Origin of the sequence: Vibrio sp. Hal054, from assembly GCF_037162405.1 — a bacterium.
GTDB lineage: Bacteria > Pseudomonadota > Gammaproteobacteria > Enterobacterales > Vibrionaceae > Vibrio > Vibrio diazotrophicus.
This window is the reverse complement of sequence record NZ_JARLUT010000001.1, coordinates 528060-551511: the sequence shown is the minus strand read 5'-3', so window position 1 is coordinate 551511 and position 23452 is coordinate 528060. Positions and strand designations below refer to the sequence as shown.

The following is a 23452-nucleotide window of genomic DNA, read 5'->3' as shown; positions in this document are numbered from 1 at the left end:
AATATTTTGCATGAGTTAGCTACCATAGTTAACGACCACAGTTATCAACGTCAAAGAACTAGTCAGTAGGTGTATCATGAGTACGGATAAGCTGTATATCGACAAGGAACTGAGTTGGCTTTCATTTAACGAACGTGTATTGCAAGAAGCCGCAGATAAAACCGTACCCCTTATCGAGCGCATTCGATTTTTAGGCATTTTTTCCAACAACTTAGATGAGTTTTATAAGGTGCGATTTGCGGATGTAAAACGCATGATCCTCATCAACCGCGAACGTGGTGGCAGCGATGAATCCAAACATCTGCTGTCGCAAATGCAAACCAAAGCCTACAAACTCAACCAAGATTTTGATCAGCTCTACAGTGATCTGATCTTAGAAATGGCAAGACGACGTATTTTTCTGGTTAATGAGACCCAACTTGATGAAGCTCAGCAACGTTGGATAACCAAGTATTTCCAGAAGGAAGTACTGCCTCATATCACTCCGCTGCTGATGCGTGACGACATTGACGTTCTTCAATTCCTGAAAGACGAGTACGCCTATATCACTGTTGAGTTGAAAAAAGGTGACCATTGCCAATATGCGTTGATCGAAATCCCGACCGATCACCTGCCTCGCTTTGTCATGGTGCCAGAGCAAAAAGGCAAACGTCGTAAAACTATTATCTTGCTCGACAACATCATTCGTTACTGTCTCGAGAGTATTTTTCAGGGCTTTTTCGATTACGACAGTATCGCGGGCTACTCAATGAAGATGACTCGTGATGCCGAATACGACTTAGGACACGAAGTTGAATACAGCTTATTGGAGCAGATGTCTGAAAGTTTGAGCCAGCGTATCACCGCAATGCCCGTTCGTTTTGTTTATGAACGAGAAATGCCAGAAGAAATGCTGCGATTCTTATGCGATAAGTTGAAAATTTCCCACTATGACAGTTTGTTGCCAGGCAGTCGCTATCACAATTTTAAAGACTTTATTGGTTTTCCAAACTTTGGCCGTGATTACTTGGAAAACAGACCGTTACCACCGCTAAGTTGCGCTGATTTTGATGGTTACCCTAACTCGTTTGAAGCAATCAAAGCCAAAGACATTTTGCTTCACTATCCATATCACAGTTTTGACCACATTACCGAATTTGTGAGACAAGCGTCTTTTGACCCAAAAGTCATCAGTATCAAAATTAACGTTTATCGCGTAGCAAAAGATTCACGCTTGATGAACTCATTAATCGATGCTGTCCATAACGGTAAACGAGTGGTTGTGGTGGTTGAACTGCAAGCGCGTTTTGACGAAGAAGCCAATATTGAATGGTCTCGAATTCTCACCGAAGCTGGCGTACACGTTATCTTTGGCGCGCCGGGTATGAAGATTCATGCCAAATTATTACTTATCACACGTAAAGAAGACGATAACTTTGTTCGTTACGCGCATATCGGTACAGGTAACTTCCACGAGAAAACAGCCCGTATTTATACCGACTTCTCTCTACTGACTGCCGATGAGGAGTTGACAACGGAAGTTCGCAGTGTTTTCAACTATATTGAAAACCCATTCCGTCCGGTTAAATTTAACCATTTAATTGTCTCACCGCGAAACTCACGAACCCGCTTATATCGTTTGATAGACAACGAAATAGCTAATGCCAAAGCAGGTAAAAAAGCGGCTATCACCATTAAACTGAACAACCTTGTCGATAAAGGTTTGATTAACAAACTTTATGGCGCCAGTGCAGCCGGAGTAAAAATCAGAATGATCATCCGAGGGATGTGTTCACTGGTTCCAGGTGTTGAAGGGGTAAGTGACAATATTGAAGTGATCAGTATCGTTGACCGTTTCTTAGAGCATCCGCGCGTGTTTATGACCCACAATGATGGCGACCCACAAATCTATATCTCTTCCGCAGACTGGATGACACGTAACATTGATTACCGTATCGAAGTTACTGCACCTATTCGTGATGAGCGTTTGAAGAAAAAAATCATCGATATATTAAACATTCAGTTTACAGATACTGTAAAAGCGCGTGTTATAGATAAAGAGATGAGTAACAGCTATGTGAAACGTGGCAATCGTAAAAAAATACGTTCTCAAATAGCGATTTATGACTATCTTAAAAATGTAGAGAAGCAGACACGTAAACAAGGGGCTAGCGCCCATCAAGAGTAAGTTACCGCCTATGAACCAACCCATTTCAAGCCGTGAAATTGCCGCCATTGATTTAGGCTCAAACAGTTTCCATATGGTCGTTGCTAAAGTCGTCGATCAAGATTTGCAACTTATCAGCCGTCATAAACAGCGGGTTCGTTTAGCATCTGGGTTGGATTCTCTCGGTAATCTTGATAATCCGTCAATTGAACGCGGTCTTGAGTGTTTAGCAATGTTCGCAGAACGAATTCAGGGCTTTGAACCTGAGAATGTTCGCATTGCAGCTACCCACACGCTACGCCGCGCCAACAACGCACACATTTTTATCCAGCGCGCTCGTGAAGTGATGCCTTTTCCAATTGAGATCATCCCCGGTAGTGAAGAAGCTCGTCTGATTTATCTCGGTGTTGCACATACTCAGCCTCAGTCTGATTCTATGCTGGTAGTGGATATTGGCGGTGGCAGTACAGAGATGATCATCGGCAAAGGCTTTGAAGCTGAGCTGGTTCACAGTAAACAGATGGGCTGTGTGAGTTACACCCACCAGCATTTTGCCAATGGCAAACTGTCGAAGAAAAACTTTGCGCAAGCCATCTTAGCAGCCGAGCAGAAACTTGAGTCTATGGCTTCTAAGTATCGTAAAAAAGGCTGGCAAAGTGCGTTTGGTTCTTCAGGTACCATCAAAGCAATTCACGAAGTTCTTATCGGTTTGGGCGACGAAGACGGCATTATCACTCCAGATCGATTAAACAAGTTGATCGACAAGTTGTGCGAATGGAACAAGATTGACGATATTGAATTGCCGACGCTGACCGATGATCGCAAGCCAGTATTTGCTGCGGGAGTGGCTATTCTGTCAGCGATATTTAAAGATCTTCATATCAAAGAGATGCACTTTTCCGACGGCGCATTGCGTGAAGGCCTGCTCTACGAAATGGAAGATCGCTTCAAGTATTCTGATATTCGTCTGCGTACAACAGAAAATCTTGCTGCTAAACACTTAGTCGACCTTGAACATGCCGCTCAGGTAAAAGGTTACGCGCGCGATTTTCTCGACAATGTCTCTTCTGAACTTGGCTTAAAAGCGGGCAGCGAACTGTTTGACCTACTGGAATGGAGCGCACTGCTTCACGAAGTGGGCTTGAGCATCAGCTTACAAGCATTCCATCGTCACTCTGCTTATATCCTGCGTCATACCAACATGCCGGGCTTTAACAGTGAACAACAACTGGTGCTTTCAACCTTGGTTCGTTTCCAACGCAAAGCGTTAAAGCTCAATGAAATGACAGACTTCTCTTTGTTTAAGAAGAAACACATTACTGGTCTGATCCGCGTTTTACGTCTGGCTATTTTAGTCAACGGACAACGTAATGATGATGCATTACCAGAACTCACCTTAAGCGCCAAAGATGATGAATGGACTTTAAGCTGTGTTGATAAAGACTGGCTGGAAAACAACAAACTGCTGCATGCCGATTTACTCACAGAACAAGAGTACTGGCGTGCCGTCGGTTGGGATCTTAAGTTCTAATTTTACCCGTTCATTAAAAAGCCTCGCATTTCGACGAGGCTTTTTTGTCCGTTACTCAATCCCTACTTTTTGCAGCTCTTGACTGGCGATTTCAGCGGAAATCGGCACATAACCATCTTTTACTACTAGGCTTTGCCCTTGTTTGGAGAAGATAAAGCGGATGAATTCCCGTTGAATCGGCGTTAAATCACGCAACGGATTTTTATTCACATAAACAAACAGATAACGTGAAAGTGGATACTGACCGGAAAGGATATTCTCGTGGGTCGGCAATACATAATCGGTACCAGATTTGGCAATCGGCAGAAGTTTCACGCCCGACACCTGATAGCCGACACCAGAATAGCCAATGGTGTTAATTGATGATGCTACCGACTGAACCACCGAAGCCGATCCCGGTTGTTCGTTCACATTGCGTTTGAAATCACCGCCGCAAAGCGCATTCTGTTTAAAGTAACCATAAGTACCGGATACTGAGTTGCGTCCAAACATCTGTATGCCACGCTTTGCCCAGTCATAGCTCAAACCCAGATCTTGCCAAGTTTGTGAAGACTTGGCCGCTCCGCAACGCAGTGTTTCCGAGAAAATGCTGTCTAGCTGGCTGAAGTTCAGCCCTTCAATCGGGTTATCACGATGGACAAATACGCCAATGGCATCAATCGCGACGCGCAACTCTGTGGGTTTGTAACCGTAAGCGCGCTCGAAGGCTTCAATCTCTCTCATACGCATTGGTCGGCTCATCGGGCCAAATTGCGCAGTGCCCTCGGTTAACGCTGGAGGAGCAGTAGCTGAACCGGATGCCTGCACCTGAGAATCGACGTTCGGATAGAGCGTTTGAAATTCTTCGACCCACAGTGTTGTCATACCTGCAAGTGTGTCTGAACCTACCGACAACAAACTGCCAGCAACACCCGATGTTTTGGTATAGTCCTGTAACTTCTCAACCGCATAAGCCATCTGAGCAAGCAATAAGGATGCAGCAATACAACACTGACTGAGTTTTATCATCGTACGACCAAACGTTTAGGCAGAACAAAAGAGAACTTACTTCCCTTGCCTACTTCACTTGCGATATCAAGGTGCGAATCATGATGTGATAGTGCGTGTTTTACAATAGCCAAACCAAGCCCACTACCACCAGTATCACGAGAACGAGCTTTGTCTACGCGGTAAAAACGTTCAGTTAAACGATGTAAGTGCTGTGGCTCAATGCCATCGCCCTTATCTTCGACTTCCAAACAAGCACCTTGCGCGCTTTGATACCAACGGACATAAATTTCAGCACCCGGAGGTGTATATTTCACCGCATTGTAGACAAGATTAGAGATCGCACTGCGCAACTGATCTTCGTCCGCCAGAACTTTAAGCTTCTTATCTACTTCAAAAGTGAGCTTGTGTTCGTCACTACCGCTGAGACTGATGGCTTCTTTTTCCAGAATTTCCAGCATGCTAGGTACATTAACCACTTCTTCAAGCTCGTGCATCGGTGCAGCTTCGATTTTCGACAGAGTCAGAAGCTGATTGACCAAACTGTTCATGCGGTTGAGCTGCTCAGTCATCACGCCATGCGCCTTGCCCCACATCGGCCCAGACAAGACTTCTGGGTCTTCGGTCATTTCCAAATAGCCCTGTAGCACTGTCATTGGTGTGCGTAGCTCATGAGAAACGTTGGCAAAGAAGTTACGGCGCATACCTTCTAGCTGTTTAAGCTGAGTGACATCACGAACCACCATCAAATGCTCACCTTCGGTATAAGGCACTATACGCAGTTCGAGCATACGTTCTACGTTGAGTGGTGAGCGCATTTCCAGAGGCTCGGAAAAGTCATCTTTTTGCAGATACTTGATGAAATCCGGCGTACGAATCAAATTGGAAATCGGCTGACCAGAATCGTCAGGCCAGCGAAAGCCGAGCAGGTGTTGAGCTAAGCGGTTACACCATACGATGTTTCCTTCGCTACGAAAAACCACCACCGCATCAGGTAATGATTCTGCACCGTTGCGGAAACGACGAATCAGGTTAGTCAGCTCTTTGCGTTTTTTGCGTTGGCGTTGTTGTAGTCGGTAAATACCGTTAAACAAAGACTCCCAGTTGCCAGAACCAGAAGGTGGGGTCAGGCGTTTCTCATCCCATAACCATGCCGACAAGCGCAACTGGTTATGCAGATGCCAGACAAGCTGAATCGCCGTTGCTGCCAGTAGCAACCACGGCATATATCCAAAAATCCATCCAACCACTATCCATGGAAGGTAAAAAAAGCCAGCTCCCAAGCCAGCTTTTTCCAAGTCAATCGTTCAACCATAATCTCTCGAACTTGATCCTTTTTAAGCCTTTTATTTTCAAGGCTGGCGCTTATGAGCCTAACTCTTTACGCTTTCGTTGAGAAGCGGTAGCCAGCACCACGAACCGTTTGTATCAACTTATCGTGCCCGGCATCTTCAAGGGCTTTGCGCAATCGACGAATGTGCACATCAACGGTACGATCTTCCACATACACATTGGTACCCCATACGTTATTCAATAGTTGCTCACGACTGTACACTCGCTCTTGGTGAGTCATAAAGAAGTGCAGCATTTTAAACTCAGTTGGCCCCATATCTAGCGGGACATCGTTGGCTGTCACTCGGTGTGAAACAGGGTCTAACTTCAAACCTTGCACATCGATCAACTCTTCCAATGCTGTTGGTGTGACTCGGCGGATCACCGCCTTCAAGCGAGCGACAAGTTCTTTAGGTGAGAAAGGTTTAGTGATGTAGTCATCAGCACCCACTTCTAATCCGCGAACTTTATCTTCTTCTTCACCACGAGCAGTCAGCATAACAACCGGAATATTACGAGTCAGCTCTTCACGCTTCATGTGTTTGATAAAGTTAATGCCACTACCACCAGGTAGCATCCAATCAAGTAGAACAAGATCAGGGAAGGGTTCAGCTAACTTCTCTACCGCAGTGTCGTAATCTTCTGCTTCCACTGCTTGGTAGCCTTTCTGTTCAAGAACAAAGCAAAGCATCTCTCGGATTGGCGCTTCGTCTTCAACAACTAGAATCCTTCTAGACATATTTGAATAACCTTTATATTTAATCAACGCTTTGCATTATGAAAAATGAATATGACACTTTTGTGACTATTGCAAACAATTTTTAATATAAGTTTCTTATCTTGTTCATGGTTTTATATTACTTGGCATAAGTTGATAATTTTTGTGTTTCGCCTAAGACATTGACGGGAAAATCCCCTATCATGTTGGCCTTTCGAACAAGGAAAAGAAAAGATATGTGGTTTAAAAACTGTATGGCTTATCGTGTTAATCGCGAAGTCAATTTCAACGCCGATCAGCTAGAAAAACAACTGGCAGAGTTCCGTTTCACGCCATGTGGCAGCCAAGACAAACAGAAATTTGGCTGGGTTCACGCACTGGGCAAACACGGCGACATGATGACTCACGTTAGCGAAGACCGCATTCTCATCTGCGCCAAGAAAGAAGAAAAAATGCTACCCGCTTCAGTGATTAAAGACTCTCTTAACGAGAAAGTCGCATTGATGGAAGCGGAAGAAGGTCGTCCGCTGAAGAAAACAGAAAAAGACAACATCAAAGATGACATCATTGTTGATCTTCTTCCTCGTGCCTTTAGCCGCAGCCATCTAACTTACGTTCTGATCATGCCAAAAGAAGGCCTAATTCTGGTTGACGCAAGCAGCTATAAGAAAGCGGAAGATGTGCTGGCACTACTGCGTAAGAGTATGGGCAGCCTGCCTGTGGTTCCTGCCATTCCTGAAGTGGCAGTAGAAACAACTTTGACTGAGTGGGTGAAAGACGGCAACTTGCCACAAGGTTTCCAGTTACTTGATGAAGCCGAGCTGAAATCTTTCTTAGATGACGGCGCAGTAATTCGTTGTAAGAAGCAAGAGCTGACCAGCGATGAAATCCTAAGCCATATTCAGGCGAACAAAGTGGTCACAAAACTCGCCTTAAGCTGGCAAGATCGTTTGAGCTTTGTGTTGGCGGAAGATTGCAGCATTAAACGAATTCAGTACAGCGATGAACTCAAAGATCAAAACGAAGATATTCCTCGTGAAGATCAAGCAGCTCGCCTAGATGCTGACTTATCTCTACTGTGCGGTGAATTCTCAGCATTTCTACCAAATCTGTTTGAAGTGCTTGGTGGTCTTCCACAAGCTGACGCTTAATTTCTTCATTTCTGACTCTGCCTTCGCGGAGTCAGTTTTTTCCTACTTTTCTTCCCCTTCTATTCTTAATCTTTACTAGGCACAGCTCACGTTTTGACGTAAAATTTGCGCCCCTTCCAATACCATCAGGTGGTATTGGCCTGACTTGTGATCAGATTGAGAAACAAACAATGACAACTGAAAATACTTTTGTACCAGAGCTATTATCTCCAGCGGGTAGCCTTAAGAACATGCGTTACGCATTCGCATACGGCGCTGATGCTGTTTATGCTGGCCAACCTCGTTACAGCCTGCGCGTACGTAACAATGAGTTCAACCACGAAAATCTACAGATCGGTATCAACGAAGCTCATGCTCTAGGTAAAAAATTCTACGTGGTATGCAACATTCAACCGCATAACTCAAAGCTAAAAACCTTCATCCGCGACCTTAAACCTGTAATCGATATGGGCCCAGATGCTCTAATCATGTCTGATCCGGGTCTTATCATGATGGTTCGTGAAGCGTTCCCAGAAATGGCTATTCACCTTTCTGTTCAAGCAAACGCGGTTAACTGGGCAACAGTAAAATTCTGGTCAACGCAAGGCGTTGAGCGTGTCATTCTTTCTCGTGAACTATCTCTAGAAGAAATTGAAGAAATTCGCGAACAGTGCCCTGAAATGGAAATTGAGATTTTCGTCCACGGCGCTCTTTGCATGGCTTATTCTGGCCGCTGCCTACTTTCAGGTTACATCAATAAACGTGACCCGAACCAAGGTACTTGTACTAACGCTTGTCGTTGGGAATACAAAGTAGAAAAAGGCAAAGAAGACGAAGCCGGTCAAATCGTAGAAGAGTTTGATCCAAATGCTGCGCAAGCTATTGAAGTTCAGGAAGAGCGTCCTGATAACACTCTCGGTTTAGGTAAACCTTCTGATGAAGTTGTACTTCTTTCTGAAGCTCACCGTCCAGAAGAAAAAATGGCGGCTTACGAAGATGAGCACGGCACTTACATCATGAACTCAAAAGATCTGCGTGCCGTTCAACACGTAGAGCGTTTGACTCAGATGGGTGTTCACTCATTGAAGATCGAAGGTCGTACTAAGTCTTTCTACTACTGTGCACGTACTGCTCAGGTATACCGTAAAGCGATCGATGACGCAGTTGCGGGTAAACCATTTGATGAGAACCTAATGGGTACTCTAGAAAGCCTAGCTCACCGTGGCTACACAGAAGGTTTCCTACGTCGTCACACTCACGATGCATACCAAAACTACGACTACGGCTACTCAGTGTCTGATGCTCAACAGTTCGTTGGTGAGTTTACCGGTAAGCGCCGTGGCGATATGGCTGAAGTAGAAGTTAAGAACAAATTCATGCTTGGTGACAGCCTAGAACTGATGACGCCAAAAGGAAACGTTGTATTCACTCTTGAAGCAATGGAAAACCGTAAAGCTGAAGCGGTTGATGACGCAAAAGGCAACGGTCACTTTGTTTATATCCCAGTGCCTCAAGACATGGATCTTAACTACGCGCTACTGATGCGTAACCTGAATGCTGGACAAGATACTCGTAACCCAGTAGGCAAGTAACCATGGCGTTATTGATCACAAAGAAATGCACTAACTGTGACATGTGTGAGCCTGAGTGTCCTAACGGAGCTATCTCTATGGGTGACAATATCTATGAGATCAATCCGAACCTCTGTACAGAGTGTAAAGGACACTACGAGATTCCGACATGTCAGTCTGTATGCCCGATAACCAACTGTATCGTGACGGATCCGGAGCATGTAGAAACGGAAGAAGAGTTGCTTGAGAAGTTTGTGATTATTCAGGGATTAGCGTAATCGCTCTCTAAACACTTTAAAACGAAGCCCAGTCAGTGACTGGGCTTTTTTGTTGCGTTCTAATCTCTATTATTTCTGAGCTAGACCTTTGTCATTCAGATAACCAAGCATATACGGTCTCGATTCCTGACTCAGCTTAGCAGTGATTTGATCCGACCAACCTTGTTGTTTCACATTGCTCGAACGACTTTGATAGTACTCAATCATCGTCTGATCGTATTCAGCAACCGCATCTTTGTTCAAAGGCTGATAAGTGTTCTCGTGAACAATCACATCCGCCCCTAAACGCGGTTTCAACTGAGGATCTTGGTCTGGGTGGCCCAGACACATGCCAAACAGCACTGCGCTGTATTTCGGTAAGCCCAATAACTCATCCACTTGCTGCGGAGAGTTACGTAGCCCACCAATATAAACACCACCTAGCCCCATTGATTCCGCAGCCAACAAGCAGTTCTGCGCCATAATCCCCGAGTCTACCGCCCCTATCAGCGTTAACTCCATAAACTCAGGCTTTACATTTGGGTTCATCTCATAGTGACGTTGATAGTCGATACAGAACACCAAAAATTCAGCGGCCTGAGCAACGTAATGTTGGTTGCCAGATAGCTCAGCCAGCTTCTGGCGCTTCTCTTTATCGGTTACGCGAATAATCGAAACCACTTGAAGCAAGCTTGAGCTGGAAGCCGCAATACCTGACTTAATAATGCTGTCTAACTGCTGCTGAGTAATCGGAGTATCTTTAAAAGCACGTATCGAGCGATGATTTAGAATCGTATCAATAACGGAGTTCATCAACTTACCCCTTAATAATGCTGAGCATTATCGTAGTAACCCGCAGGACTTAGAGCGGTAAAGATGACTGCAACATTTGAATCCTGACCAACAATGCCTTTCACTTGTTCGGTCACAATGGCTGCCACTTTATCTTGCACTTCCTGCCCACGATCAAACCACAATACTTCCACGAATGGGTATGCCGCTGTCACCTCTCCTTCTGCATAGAAAGTGGTGTAGATATATTCGAAAGTGAAATCTTCACGAGGAGAATTCATCAAAGACTGAAGTGAATCCGTGAGAGGTTTTGACAAGTTTTGCACTGTTTGAGGTTCTACAGCGCGGAAACGAAAATGTGGCATAACTTACTCCTTCTTTTTGAACATCATAACAGCTTCAAAAATAGGGAGCGATAGTAAGTAATGGCTCTTGTATCAAAGTTCAGGTCTTAACATTCAATACAAGAGCCACTTGGTTCCATTTACTATGCTTTTAAATGTTCACCGAAAAAGCTCAAGGTGCGTTCCCAAGCCAATTCCGCTGCTTCTTCGTTATAACGCCCCGTAGAGTCGTTATGGAAGCCGTGATTAACGCCTTTATATATGTGCGCAGTATAAGGAACTTTGTTTGCCATCAGCACTTTTTCATAATCAGGCCATGTAGAATTCACTCGCTGGTCAAGTTCTGCAAACTGCAATAACAACGGCCCTTTGACATTGGAACGAATGCTTTCAACTGCAGGTGTACCGTAAAAAGGAACTCCGGCATCCAGAGAGTCTGGCATCGTGGCAGCAAGCATGTTTACCACATAGCCACCAAAACAGAATCCAACAGCACCCAATTTGCCAGAGCTATTGGCATGGGACTTAATAAACATTGCGGCAGCAATAAAGTCTTCTTCAATCTTGGCTTTATCCATACTGCTTTGCATCGCTCGACCATCGTCGTCATTGCCCGGATAACCACCGAGAGGGAATAACGCGTCAGGCGCAAAAGCGATATAACCATTCATCGCCAGACGTCTTGCGACATCTTCAATGTAAGGGTTCAAACCTCGGTTTTCATGCACAACCAAAACTACTGGCGCAGTTCCTGTCAGCTCACGAGGCATAACCAAATAGCCTCGTCCTTTGCCATGCCCTTTTGGAGAATCAAATTCCACGTAAGTGGCTTTGATCTTTGCATCGTTAAAAGATACCTGTTCTGCCAAAGCGTAATTAGGTAGTAAAGCAGAAGTGAGTACTGTCATGCTAAACCCCAATACCGCGAGTCCAGAGAGTCGTCTCATAAACTCTCTACGGTCGATCAGACCATGAGCATATTCGTCGTACCAGTCAAAAGCTTCTTGCGGTATTTCCCTTGTTTGTTGGTGTTGGCTCGCTAGGGTATCAATACGTTCTGTCATGAAATGTCCTTAGTTCATTACGAATCATTCGCCTTTACTTAACAAATCTTAGACCATGCCCTGCGACTTAAGAGAACAAAATTTATCAAATTTGTAACAATTAAAAACGCGATATCAGGTTTCAGACAACCTCTTCCAACTCGCCATTTTCTCTGGCTGCTATAGCAAAATTAAAGGACCTCTATTTTTATGAAATGCATCGAAATAACATCCGGTACACCTTAAGTCTATTGGCTAAAAATTAATAAAATACCGTTTCTTTTTCCTTCAACGCTCCGTTAAGAACTATTTACCTCGCTTCAAAGTTAATTAGTGGTTAAGCGTTGTTCTCTTTCGTTCTCTAGGGCTTCATCAATGACCAAACTCTGCTCACCAGAATACAAACCTTGCCAATCACATCGCTCATTAGCCAGTAAACCAACGGTGAGTGCCAGCCATCAACAATTCTCTACGGCTGGTTTCTTTCACACTGAATCATCTCCCAGAGATCTGTTTAATTTTGGTACTGGTTGGCGATTCTTTAAGGGCTCACATCCTCAAGGGGGTGAACTGTCTTTGGATGACAGCCAGTGGGAAATCATCAACGCTCCGCATTGTGTTGAATTGCTCCCAGAGGATGCCAGCGGAAGTATTAACTATCAGGGAGAAGTCTGGTATCGCAAACACTTTGACCTGTCCGAAGGTTTCTCTAACAAACGTATTTTCATCAACTTCGAAGCGATTCAGGGCAAATCTCAGATTTGGATCAATGGGCAGAAAGTAAGAGAAAATTACGAAGGTTTTCTCGGTATGGTTTTGGATATCACCGAATATGTGAACGTTGGCTCCAGCAACCTGATCTGCGTAATGGCCGACAATAGCGATGATTCCAGTTTCCCTGCTGGTAAAAATCAGTCCGAGCTCGATTTTACCTATGTCGGAGGTATGTACCGACATGTTTGGCTGTATACCACAACTCAAACCTACATTACCAATGCCAATCAAGTCGATGAAGTTGCTGGCGGCGGCATATTTGTTCATTTCGAAAAGGTTTCGCCACAAAGCGCCACTGTAAATATCAAATCCCATTTAGCGAATACAGATGTTCAAGATTGCCCCCTGTCTCTACACACCTGCTTAGTCGATTCTCAAGGAAGCGAAATTACATCGACCAACACAGATGTTGTGCTAACAAGTCAGCAGAACCTACATGTAGAACAGTCGATTACGGTTGATAATCCAAAGCTCTGGCACCCTGACTCCCCGCATCTTTACTGGTTAGAGTGTTCGCTCTTCAATCAGGCAGGAGAAAAAGTGGATGAAGTCCGTATCAGAATTGGTATTCGAACTATCGAACTGCGGGGCGAAGATGGCCTATACATCAACGGACAAGCTTTTGAAGATAAGCTTATTGGTGTTAACCGTCACCAGTATCACGCATGTGTCGGTACTGCTCTGAGCAACAACTTACATTGGTATGATGTGAAAAAGCTTAGAGATGCAGGTATGCGCGTCATCAGAACAGCGCACTATCCTCAGTCTCCGGCTTTCATGGATGCGGCTGATGAACTTGGCATGCTGCTTCTCATTCCTTCCATCGGTTGGCAATTCTGGAATGATTCGCCGCAGTTTGTGTCACAAGCAAAATCCAATATCAGACAAAAGATCCGTCGAGATCGTAATCATCCATCGGTTATGGCTTTCGAACCCGCTCTTAATGAAACTCACCAACCGGAGAGTTTCCTCAAAGATATCTATCAAATAGTCCATGAAGAGCAACCGTATAGCGCTATCGTGCCTCTAGATAGCTACATCGAAGCCCAACAGTATTCAGATATGGTTTATGCCCACCCGAATCAAATGAGAAGTAACAAACTTTCAGCAGGAGATCTTGAGTTTGACCTATTCAAAGGCAAGGCCAGCTTTACCCGTGAATGGGGAGACAATGTGGATGACTGGAACTCTCATAATTCAAGCAGCCGCGTTCATCGCAGTTGGGGAGAACAAGCTCAAATTATCCAAGCCATGCACTATGCTCTCGGTTCTGGAGATGGTGGTCATCAATACGCAACCAGCATTAATACCCTTTATCAAACACCAAGACAGCATGTAGGCGGCACGCTATGGCATGGCTTTGACCATCAACGAGGTTATCATCCGGAACAGTTCTGGGGCGGAATCATGGATGCATTCCGTCAGCCCAAATACGCGTATGAGCTATTCTGCAGCCAACGTAATCCTCTTGTGGTACACCCTATTGCTGAAAGCGACTATCACATTGCGATTCTGCATGAAATGACGCCTATTTCTCCTTCAGACGTCATCGTGTGCAGTAATGCAGACCAAGTTAGATTAACTTTCTGTGGTGTTGAAGTGGGAACCATTTCAGTCAAAAACACCACCACAGGTATTCCATTTAAACCCGCCGTTTTTAAAAACGCTTATGACTTTATGACGGTAAAAGATAAACACCGAGCAGACTTGTTTGAGGAGGCTTGCCTTATTGCAGAAGGATTAGTTGACGGCGAAGTGGTTTGTCGTGAAGTTAAATATCCGGCAAGGCGCCCGACACGTATTCGACTCCGCTTATTGGATGAAAGCACACCTATCGTCGCAGATGGTTCCCAGTTGGTTACGATAGTAGCCGAAGTAACTGACGAAAGCGGCAACATCAAACGCTTAGCAAGAAACAGTATTACTTTTACGGTACTAGGTGAAGCCGAATTGATTTCGACAGAGCGCATGAGTTCGAATCCAAGATTAGTCGAATGGGGAACTGCGCCAGCAATGATCCGCACCTCGTTGCAAGCAGGAGAAATACGTATACAAGCCAAACCTAGCATAGAAGGCGTACATTCATTGATTCCTGATGAACTGGTCCTGCATTCAAAACCAAGCACTCATCAACTACTGGCAAAAGAACAACGAGAATGGCTAGTTGACGAAAAAGAACTGCGTGAAAAGACTTCTCAATTTTCTCTGGCTAAACGGAAAAAAATAACAGAATTAGGGGACATGACTTTGCGTCTAAAAGGCGTTGAAGCTCAGCAAACAGAATGCGGAGAAACCGCTGAATAAGTGTTAGTTGATTAGCGCAGATAAAATAACAAGGCCACACAGCAATAAGCGATGTGGCCTTGTTTTTTGTGTTGGCGGAATCCTCTTCTCTGTCAATTGAACATTCCAGCAACCAGCCAGACGACAGATGTGAAAAAGCCCCAGTCTTTCGACTGAGGCTTCTAATAATGGCAGAGGTGGAGAGATTCGAACTCCCAACACGCACTGATTTTTGGCATTGGCGGAATCCGCTGCTCTGCCAATTGAGGATTGCAGCAACTAGCCAAACGACAGATGTTAAAAAGCCCCAGTCTTTCGACTGAGGCTTCTAATAATGGCAGGGGTGGAGAGATTCGAACTCCCAACACGCGGATTTGGAATCCGCTGCTCTGCCAATTGAGCATCGCAACAACTATCCAAACGACAGATGTTAAAAAGCCCCAATCTTTCGACTGAGGCTTCTAATAATGGCAGGGGTGGAGAGATTCGAACACCTAACACGCGCTGATTTTTGGCATTGGCGGAATCCGCTGCTCTGCCAATTGAGCATCGCAACAACTATCCAAACGACAGATGTTAAAAAGCCCCAGTCTTTCGACTGAGGCTTCTAATAATGGCAGGGGTGGAGAGATTCGAACTCCCAACACGCGGATTTGGAATCCGCTGCTCTGCCAATTGGAGCTACACCCCTGCAGTTCGTTTTTAATGAGACGACTCTCACTTTCTATAATAAAAAAGAAGTGGCGGAGCGGACGGGACTCGAACCCGCGACCCCCGGCGTGACAGGCCGGTATTCTAACCAACTGAACTACCGCTCCGCATTGGTTAGCGCTTGGTGCTAAATATGAGCCTGGCGATGTCCTACTCTCACATGGGGAGACCCCACACTACCATCGGCGCTAATTCGTTTCACTTCTGAGTTCGGCATGGAATCAGGTGGGTCCAAATCGCTATGGTCGCCAAGCAAAATTTTAAAATTCGGAAAGCTGTTAATGTTCTCTACACATTCAATTCTGTTCTTGCTTTGAGTCCACAAAACCCCTTGGGTGTTGTATGGTTAAGCCTCACGGGCAATTAGTACAGGTTAGCTCAATGCCTCACAGCACTTACACACCCTGCCTATCAACGTTCTAGTCTCGAACAACCCTTTAGGACGCTTAAAGCGCCAGGGAGAACTCATCTCAGGGCTTGCTTCCCGCTTAGATGCTTTCAGCGGTTATCAATTCCGAACTTAGCTACCGGGCAATGCTACTGGCGTAACAACCCGAACACCAGAGGTTCGTCCACTCCGGTCCTCTCGTACTAGGAGCAGCCCCCTTCAATTCTCCAACGCCCACGGCAGATAGGGACCGAACTGTCTCACGACGTTCTAAACCCAGCTCGCGTACCACTTTAAATGGCGAACAGCCATACCCTTGGGACCGACTTCAGCCCCAGGATGTGATGAGCCGACATCGAGGTGCCAAACACCGCCGTCGATATGAACTCTTGGGCGGTATCAGCCTGTTATCCCCGGAGTACCTTTTATCCGTTGAGCGATGGCCCTTCCATTCAGAACCACCGGATCACTATGACCTGCTTTCGCACCTGCTCGAATTGTCATTCTCGCAGTCAAGCGGGCTTATGCCATTGCACTAACCACACGATGTCCAACCGTGTTTAGCCCACCTTCGTGCTCCTCCGTTACTCTTTGGGAGGAGACCGCCCCAGTCAAACTACCCACCAGGCACTGTCCTCGACCCGGATGACGGGTCTGAGTTAGAACATCAAACATACAAGGGTGGTATTTCAAGGACGGCTCCACACAAACTAGCGTCTGCGCTTCAAAGCCTCCCACCTATCCTACACATGTAGGTTCAATGTTCAGTGCCAAGCTGTAGTAAAGGTTCACGGGGTCTTTCCGTCTAGCCGCGGGTACACTGCATCTTCACAGCGATTTCAATTTCACTGAGTCTCGGGTGGAGACAGCGTGGCCATCATTACGCCATTCGTGCAGGTCGGAACTTACCCGACAAGGAATTTCGCTACCTTAGGACCGTTATAGTTACGGCCGCCGTTTACCGGGGCTTCGATCAAGAGCTTCGACCGAAGTCTAACCCCATCAATTAACCTTCCGGCACCGGGCAGGCGTCACACCGTATACGTCATCTTACGATTTTGCACAGTGCTGTGTTTTTAATAAACAGTTGCAGCCACCTGGTATCTGCGACTCTCATCAGCTCCATCCGCAAGGGACTTCACCGTCAAGAGCGTACCTTCTCCCGAAGTTACGGTACCATTTTGCCTAGTTCCTTCACCCGAGTTCTCTCAAGCGCCTTGGTATTCTCTACCCGACCACCTGTGTCGGTTTGGGGTACGATTCCTTACAATCTGAAGCTTAGAGGCTTTTCCTGGAAGCATGGCATCAATGACTTCACTACCGTAGTAGCTCGACATCGTGTCTCAGCCTTAAAGAGAGCCGGATTTACCTAACTCTCAAGCCTACGCACTTGAACCTGGACAACCGTCGCCAGGCCCACCTAGCCTTCTCCGTCCCCCCATCGCAATTGTAAGAAGTACGGGAATATTAACCCGTTTCCCATCGACTACGCCTTTCGGCCTCGCCTTAGGGGTCGACTCACCCTGCCCCGATTAACGTTGGACAGGAACCCTTGGTCTTCCGGCGAGGAGGTTTTTCACCCCTTTATCGTTACTCATGTCAGCATTCGCACTTCTGATACCTCCAGCATGCTTTACAACACACCTTCAACGGCTTACAGAACGCTCCCCTACCCAATACAATAAATTGCATTGCCGCAGCTTCGGTTGATTACTTAGCCCCGTTACATCTTCCGCGCAGGCCGACTCGACTAGTGAGCTATTACGCTTTCTTTAAATGATGGCTGCTTCTAAGCCAACATCCTAGCTGTCTGAGCCTTCCCACATCGTTTCCCACTTAGTAATCATTTGGGACCTTAGCTGGCGGTCTGGGTTGTTTCCCTCTCCACGACGGACGTTAGCACCCGCCGTGTGTCTCCCGGATAGTACTTACTGGTATTCGGAGTTTGCAAAGGGTTGGTAAGTCGGGATGACCCCCTAGCCTTAACAGTGCTCTACCCCCAGTAGTATTCGTCCGAGGCGCTACCTAAATAGCTTTCGGGGAGAACCAGCTATCTCCGAGTTTGATTGGCCTTTCACCCCTAGCCACAAGTCATCCGCTAATTTTTCAACATTAGTCGGTTCGGTCCTCCAATTGATGTTACTCAATCTTCAACCTGCCCATGGCTAGATCACTCGGTTTCGGGTCTATATCCAGAGACTAAACGCCCAGTTAAGACTCGGTTTCCCTACGGCTCCCCTATACGGTTAACCTTGCCACTGAATATAAGTCGCTGACCCATTATACAAAAGGTACGCAGTCACCCCACGAAGAGGCTCCTACTGCTTGTACGTACACGGTTTCAGGTTCTATTTCACTCCCCTCACAGGGGTTCTTTTCGCCTTTCCCTCACGGTACTGGTTCACTATCGGTCAGTCAGGAGTATTTAGCCTTGGAGGATGGTCCCCCCATATTCAAACAGGATATCACGTGTCCCGCCTTACTCGTTTTCACTCAAAATGACATGTCGGTTACGGGGCTATCACCCGGTATCGCGGCACTTTCCAGAGCCTTCACCTGTGTCATTAAAAGCTTAAGGGCTAATCCAATTTCGCTCGCCGCTACTTTCGGAATCTCAATTGATTTCTTTTCCTCGGGGTACTTAGATGTTTCAGTTCTCCCGGTTCGCCTCATTAACCTATGTATTCAGTTAATGATACTCACTTCTGTGAGTGGGTTTCCCCATTCGGAAATCGTAGACTCAAGTGGCTTTTACTGCCTTATCTACGCTTATCGCAAGTTAATACGTCCTTCATCGCCTCTGACTGCCAAGGCATCCACCGTGTACGCTTAGTCACTTAACCATACAACCCCAAGAGGTCTTATGTATGGACCATTTGATTTCACTTTTTAAAGTGAAGACAAACGAGCAACCAAGGTTAGTTGTCTCTCATTATTTGAATGAGCGAGAGACATTTCGATTTTGCCGGACTCAAATATGAACAACATCAATGATGTTATTCCCAAGAACACTTGAATGTGTATTGGTACCTACATCTCTAAGAGACATAGGATTTGAGAACTTTTAATAGTTAATAATTAATCAAATTATTAACTGTCAGCTTTCCAAATTGTTAAAGAGCAAGAGTTTTTATAAACAAAGAGTTTACGAAAACCATTTTTAAAAGCACTCATCGAATGCGCTTAAAGATGGTGGAGCTATGCGGGATCGAACCGCAGACCTCCTGCGTGCAAGGCAGGCGCTCTCCCAGCTGAGCTATAACCCCATCGTAGGTCATTTTCACAAAGGAAAATATAATCTTTTTTATTCAAGGCAAATTATGAGGAAGTGTATATCAATACACGACGAATAATTTAACAAAGAAGAAAGAAGATTTGGTGGGTCTGAGTGGACTTGAACCACCGACCTCTCGCTTATCAGGCGAACGCTCTAACCACCTGAGCTACAGACCCAACTTCTTGCTTCGTGCTTTTTCTTATTTCTGCGTCAGGCTGTTTATCCTCAGTCAGTCATTTACTTATGTAAACTCCTTTCTTCGTCAATTGCCTTCCTTGAACTAAGGAAAATCACTTTGCAATATACTCTTATCTAAACCTAATCAATCTGTGTGGACACTCATCAAGAGAATCTTTACGTAAGGAGGTGATCCAGCGCCAGGTTCCCCTAGCGCTACCTTGTTACGACTTCACCCCAGTCATGAACCACAAAGTGGCAAGCGTCCTCCCGAAGGTTAAACTACCTGCTTCTTTTGCAGCCCACTCCCATGGTGTGACGGGCGGTGTGTACAAGGCCCGGGAACGTATTCACCGTGACATTCTGATTCACGATTACTAGCGATTCCGACTTCATGGAGTCGAGTTGCAGACTCCAATCCGGACTACGACGCACTTTTTGGGATTCGCTTACTATCGCTAGTTCGCTGCCCTCTGTATGCGCCATTGTAGCACGTGTGTAGCCCTACTCGTAAGGGCCATGATGACTTGACGTCGTCCCCACCTTCCTCCGGTTTATCACCGGCAGTCTCCCTGGAGTTCCCGACATGACTCGCTGGCAAACAAGGATAAGGGTTGCGCTCGTTGCGGGACTTAACCCAACATTTCACAACACGAGCTGACGACAGCCATGCAGCACCTGTCTTACAGTTCCCGAAGGCACTCCCGCGTCTCCGCAGGATTCTGTAGATGTCAAGAGTAGGTAAGGTTCTTCGCGTTGCATCGAATTAAACCACATGCTCCACCGCTTGTGCGGGCCCCCGTCAATTCATTTGAGTTTTAATCTTGCGACCGTACTCCCCAGGCGGTCTACTTAACGCGTTAGCTCCGAAAGCCACGGCTCAAGGCCACAACCTCCAAGTAGACATCGTTTACGGCGTGGACTACCAGGGTATCTAATCCTGTTTGCTCCCCACGCTTTCGCATCTGAGTGTCAGTATCTGTCCAGGGGGCCGCCTTCGCCACCGGTATTCCTTCAGATCTCTACGCATTTCACCGCTACACCTGAAATTCTACCCCCTCTACAGTACTCTAGCTTGCCAGTTTCAAATGCTATTCCGAGGTTGAGCCCCGGGCTTTCACATCTGACTTAACAAACCACCTGCATGCGCTTTACGCCCAGTAATTCCGATTAACGCTCGCACCCTCCGTATTACCGCGGCTGCTGGCACGGAGTTAGCCGGTGCTTCTTCTGTCGCTAACGTCAAACAATATAGCTATTAACTATACTGCCTTCCTCACGACTGAAAGTGCTTTACAACCCGAAGGCCTTCTTCACACACGCGGCATGGCTGCATCAGGCTTGCGCCCATTGTGCAATATTCCCCACTGCTGCCTCCCGTAGGAGTCTGGACCGTGTCTCAGTTCCAGTGTGGCTGATCATCCTCTCAGACCAGCTAGGGATCGTCGCCTTGGTGAGCCATTACCTCACCAACTAGCTAATCCCACCTGGGCATATCCTGACGCGAGAGGCCCGAAGGTCCCCCTCTTTGAGCCGAAGCTATTATGCGGTATTAGCCATCGTTTCCAATGGTTATCCCCCACATCAGGGTAATTTCCCAGGCATTACTCACCCGTCCGCCGCTCGCCACCCGAGAAACAAGTTTCTCTGTGCTGCCGCTCGACTTGCATGTGTTAGGCCTGCCGCCAGCGTTCAATCTGAGCCATGATCAAACTCTTCAATTTAAGATTTTGTCGGCTCAACGAATACTGACTTCAAAACTGTTTTTACTCGAAAGTAAAAAGTAATTTTAAAGCTATTACCATTCCAACAGAACGGTAATGAATTGACTGTGCCAAATAACCGAAGTTATTTGTATTGGTCACTCAGTTCATTGAAACCTAAGTTGCTTTGTTACTAGAACAAAGACTTAACTTTGATTTTCATCAACGAGTGCCCACACAGATTGATAGGTTTAAATTGTTAAAGAGCTTGGTTTTGCGAGGTATTCCTCTCAAAACGGACGGTCATTTTAGCGAGTAAACATTCAGAGTCAACCACTTTTTTAGTTAATTTTCTTTAACTTAAGAAATTTAACTTTCCGTCATATTTCCCAACATTCTTTTATTCAGAATTGCTGGTCAACGGAGGCGCATTATAGGGAGGAAAAATGAGTTGGCAAGGAGAAATCAGCCTAAAAACCAAGTTTTCAGACTGATTGATTAAGAAAGAAACAAATCGTGTTTTATCTAAGCGAATTTGCCATAAAACAGCTTATAGAAACTCTAACTTTTGCACTCGTTGATTCAAGTTGGCGATAGAGTGACGTACTTCTTCAACTAAAGTGAGGTATTTCGCTTCGTCGCTATGGCGGTATGCAATCTTACCGTTGACGAAACTCGCTTTAATATAAGAAGGCTCTCCGGCCATTATCGGAGAGATTGATAAATCGTGACAGCCAGACAAACGCGGCTGGTTAATATCGTATAAGACAATATCAGCGGCATAGCCTACATCTATGGTTCCCACACCTTCTAAACCCAAAATATCTGCCCCACCTTTACTTGCCCAGGTAAGCACTTGCTCTAAAGTTGTGGCTTTAGGACCATTTTGCGCTCGATGAATCAACCAAGTAAGGTTTAGCTCTTGCAGCATAGAACCGGATTCGGCTGATGCAGAGCCATCAACGCCAATCGATATCGGCATTCCAGCTTTTTCCATCGCTATAACAGGGGCAATCCCACTACCTAATCGACAATTCGATGTAGGGCAATGAGCAATGCCTGTCTTCGTTTCTGCAAGTAGCTTGATATCTTGCTCTGTCGCTTTAACCAAATGCGCAAACCAAACATCTTCGCCTAGCCAATCACAGCTTTGTGCGAACTCAACAATGCCCATACCGTATTTCGCCAATGATTGCTCATTATCGAAATCCACTTCTAACATATGTGAATGCATACGTAACTTTTGGCTTCTTGCATATTCAGACAATAGACGAAGATCACTTGGAGTCGAAGAGTGAGCAATCGTTGTTGGGGCGACCACCAGCTTACGCATGGCAAATTCACCTTCTTGGTGATAACGACTGCGAGTAGATTCCAAGCGGTTTATCATCAACTCAACGGATTCAGGCTCAACGCCTGCTTTCGCTAATCCTTTATGTGTTCCTTTAACTGTCGCACCACCACGACATAAAACCAGCCGAATTCCCATTTCATCTGCGGCTTGCCAAACCGCCTCTTCTAATTCCATCGATGAATTGGCGTGATAGAGATAATGGTGATCCGCACAAGTTGTTGCGCCAGAACGCAGCAATTCATAGAAACCAAGCTTCGCGGCTGAAAACATGATCTCTGGCGTGATTTGAGGCCAGTAGCGGTAAGGAACATTTGCAAGCCAGTCGCCCAGCCCATCATTAATACTTGCGGGTATCCCTTTCAAGATTGACTGAGCAATATGATGATGAGTATTCACAAAACCCGGATAGATAACACAATCACTGGCATCAATAATTTCTTCACCCTGCTCTGGCAGCAAGTTCTGCCCTAGCTCGGCGATAATACCGTTATGAATTCGTATATCTTTACAGTCTTGTTTAGGAGAAAAGACACTGCTGGCATTTTTAATTAAGTAGTTCATCAAAACTTCCTTTTATACAAGCCTACTCTGTTACTTAGGCTTATTCGCTTTTGAGCAATGTCCCAGAGTTCGCTTACTCCTAACCGCTTCTACTCATTTAACATATACAAAACATTATCTGTTCTGAACGTTCAATCTTAATGTATACAATGCAAATTACAGACCACCACTCTCACCTTAGTCGTTACATTTCCAGCTCAGAAAACATGCACCAAGATTGAGCCTTACCACACTAAAATGCATTGCAAAGGTGCAATTGCATACAATATTTATCCGATATCTTACTTGTATTGTATACAACCCTATCTGACGATATTTCCTCTGCAACGCCCATCCGTTAACGGTTAGTTAACGTACAGTTAATTACCTCCCA

At 45.7% G+C, this 23452-nt stretch carries 12 protein-coding genes, 4 tRNA genes, 3 rRNA genes and 1 pseudogene; 6 read left to right on the top strand and 14 right to left on the bottom strand.

The window, feature by feature from the left end; all coding sequences use genetic code 11:
- Positions 1 to 76: 76 nt before the first annotated feature.
- Positions 77 to 2167, top strand: a complete 2091-nt coding sequence (gene ppk1 / locus P4S58_RS02505; RefSeq protein ID WP_102969658.1) for a polyphosphate kinase 1 — start codon at positions 77 to 79, stop codon at positions 2165 to 2167.
- A gap of 10 nt (positions 2168 to 2177) precedes the next feature.
- Positions 2178 to 3677 (top strand): exopolyphosphatase, encoded by a 1500-nt coding sequence (gene ppx / locus P4S58_RS02500; RefSeq protein ID WP_102969659.1) that lies wholly within the window; start codon positions 2178 to 2180, stop codon positions 3675 to 3677.
- 51 nt (positions 3678 to 3728) lie between these two features.
- On the opposite strand, the gene P4S58_RS02495 is transcribed toward ppx, so the two are convergent.
- The 3 genes and pseudogenes from P4S58_RS02495 to phoB all read right to left on the bottom strand — a co-directional run bounded on the left by P4S58_RS02495 (position 3729) and on the right by phoB (position 6735).
- Entirely contained in the window at positions 3729 to 4685 is a 957-nt protein-coding gene (locus P4S58_RS02495) for a PstS family phosphate ABC transporter substrate-binding protein (RefSeq protein ID WP_337162843.1), read from the bottom strand.
- A pseudogene (gene phoR / locus P4S58_RS02490) lies at positions 4682 to 5979 on the bottom strand (phosphate regulon sensor histidine kinase PhoR). Before phoR ends, P4S58_RS02495 begins: the two are co-directional and overlap by 4 nt.
- Positions 5980 to 6045: 66 nt before the next feature.
- On the bottom strand, positions 6046 to 6735 hold the full coding sequence (phoB, locus tag P4S58_RS02485; RefSeq protein WP_042489603.1) for a phosphate regulon transcriptional regulator PhoB: 690 nt from the start codon (positions 6733 to 6735) through the stop codon (positions 6046 to 6048).
- 215 nt (positions 6736 to 6950) lie between these two features.
- Between phoB and rdgC the strand changes: the two genes are divergently transcribed.
- From rdgC to P4S58_RS02470, 3 genes are all read left to right on the top strand, one after another.
- Positions 6951 to 7865 (top strand): recombination-associated protein RdgC, encoded by a 915-nt coding sequence (rdgC, locus tag P4S58_RS02480; protein ID WP_042489601.1) that lies wholly within the window; start codon positions 6951 to 6953, stop codon positions 7863 to 7865.
- Positions 7866 to 8035: 170 nt separating this feature from the next.
- A complete protein-coding gene (gene trhP / locus P4S58_RS02475; RefSeq protein ID WP_102969662.1) occupies positions 8036 to 9436 on the top strand; it encodes a prephenate-dependent tRNA uridine(34) hydroxylase TrhP in 1401 nt (466 codons plus the stop codon).
- A gap of 2 nt (positions 9437 to 9438) precedes the next feature.
- Entirely contained in the window at positions 9439 to 9693 is a 255-nt protein-coding gene (locus P4S58_RS02470; protein ID WP_042489597.1) for a YfhL family 4Fe-4S dicluster ferredoxin, read from the top strand.
- Between the two features lie 69 nt (positions 9694 to 9762).
- On the opposite strand, the gene nfsA is transcribed toward P4S58_RS02470, so the two are convergent.
- The 3 genes from nfsA to P4S58_RS02455 form a co-directional block, all read right to left on the bottom strand.
- Positions 9763 to 10485 (bottom strand): oxygen-insensitive NADPH nitroreductase, encoded by a 723-nt coding sequence (nfsA, locus tag P4S58_RS02465; RefSeq protein WP_102969663.1) that lies wholly within the window; start codon positions 10483 to 10485, stop codon positions 9763 to 9765.
- 11 nt (positions 10486 to 10496) lie between these two features.
- The gene (locus P4S58_RS02460; RefSeq protein ID WP_042489593.1) at positions 10497 to 10829 is read right to left on the bottom strand and encodes a DUF1904 domain-containing protein; all 333 of its coding nucleotides are present in this window, start codon (positions 10827 to 10829) and stop codon (positions 10497 to 10499) included.
- A 122-nt stretch (positions 10830 to 10951) separates the two neighbouring features.
- Positions 10952 to 11872, bottom strand: a complete 921-nt coding sequence (locus P4S58_RS02455; protein ID WP_102969664.1) for a dienelactone hydrolase family protein — start codon at positions 11870 to 11872, stop codon at positions 10952 to 10954.
- A 354-nt stretch (positions 11873 to 12226) separates the two neighbouring features.
- Between P4S58_RS02455 and P4S58_RS02450 the strand changes: the two genes are divergently transcribed.
- Positions 12227 to 14929, top strand: a complete 2703-nt coding sequence (locus tag P4S58_RS02450) for a glycoside hydrolase family 2 protein (RefSeq protein WP_102969665.1) — start codon at positions 12227 to 12229, stop codon at positions 14927 to 14929.
- A gap of 593 nt (positions 14930 to 15522) precedes the next feature.
- On the opposite strand, the gene P4S58_RS02445 is transcribed toward P4S58_RS02450, so the two are convergent.
- The 8 genes from P4S58_RS02445 to P4S58_RS02410 all read right to left on the bottom strand — a co-directional run bounded on the left by P4S58_RS02445 (position 15523) and on the right by P4S58_RS02410 (position 23079).
- Positions 15523 to 15599, bottom strand: a tRNA-Trp gene (locus tag P4S58_RS02445).
- Positions 15600 to 15649: 50 nt separating this feature from the next.
- Positions 15650 to 15726, bottom strand: a tRNA-Asp gene (locus P4S58_RS02440).
- A gap of 30 nt (positions 15727 to 15756) precedes the next feature.
- Positions 15757 to 15872: ribosomal RNA gene (gene rrf / locus P4S58_RS02435) — 5S ribosomal RNA — on the bottom strand.
- Between the two features lie 89 nt (positions 15873 to 15961).
- Positions 15962 to 18850, bottom strand: a 23S ribosomal RNA gene (locus tag P4S58_RS02430).
- A 347-nt stretch (positions 18851 to 19197) separates the two neighbouring features.
- Positions 19198 to 19273, bottom strand: a tRNA-Ala gene (locus P4S58_RS02425).
- Between the two features lie 110 nt (positions 19274 to 19383).
- Positions 19384 to 19460, bottom strand: a tRNA-Ile gene (locus tag P4S58_RS02420).
- Between the two features lie 183 nt (positions 19461 to 19643).
- Positions 19644 to 21185, bottom strand: a 16S ribosomal RNA gene (locus tag P4S58_RS02415).
- The 16S, 23S and 5S rRNA genes sit together here with 4 tRNA genes alongside, the layout of an rRNA operon.
- 529 nt (positions 21186 to 21714) lie before the next feature.
- Positions 21715 to 23079 (bottom strand): amidohydrolase family protein, encoded by a 1365-nt coding sequence (locus P4S58_RS02410; RefSeq protein WP_102969211.1) that lies wholly within the window; start codon positions 23077 to 23079, stop codon positions 21715 to 21717.
- Positions 23080 to 23452: the final 373 nt, after the last annotated feature.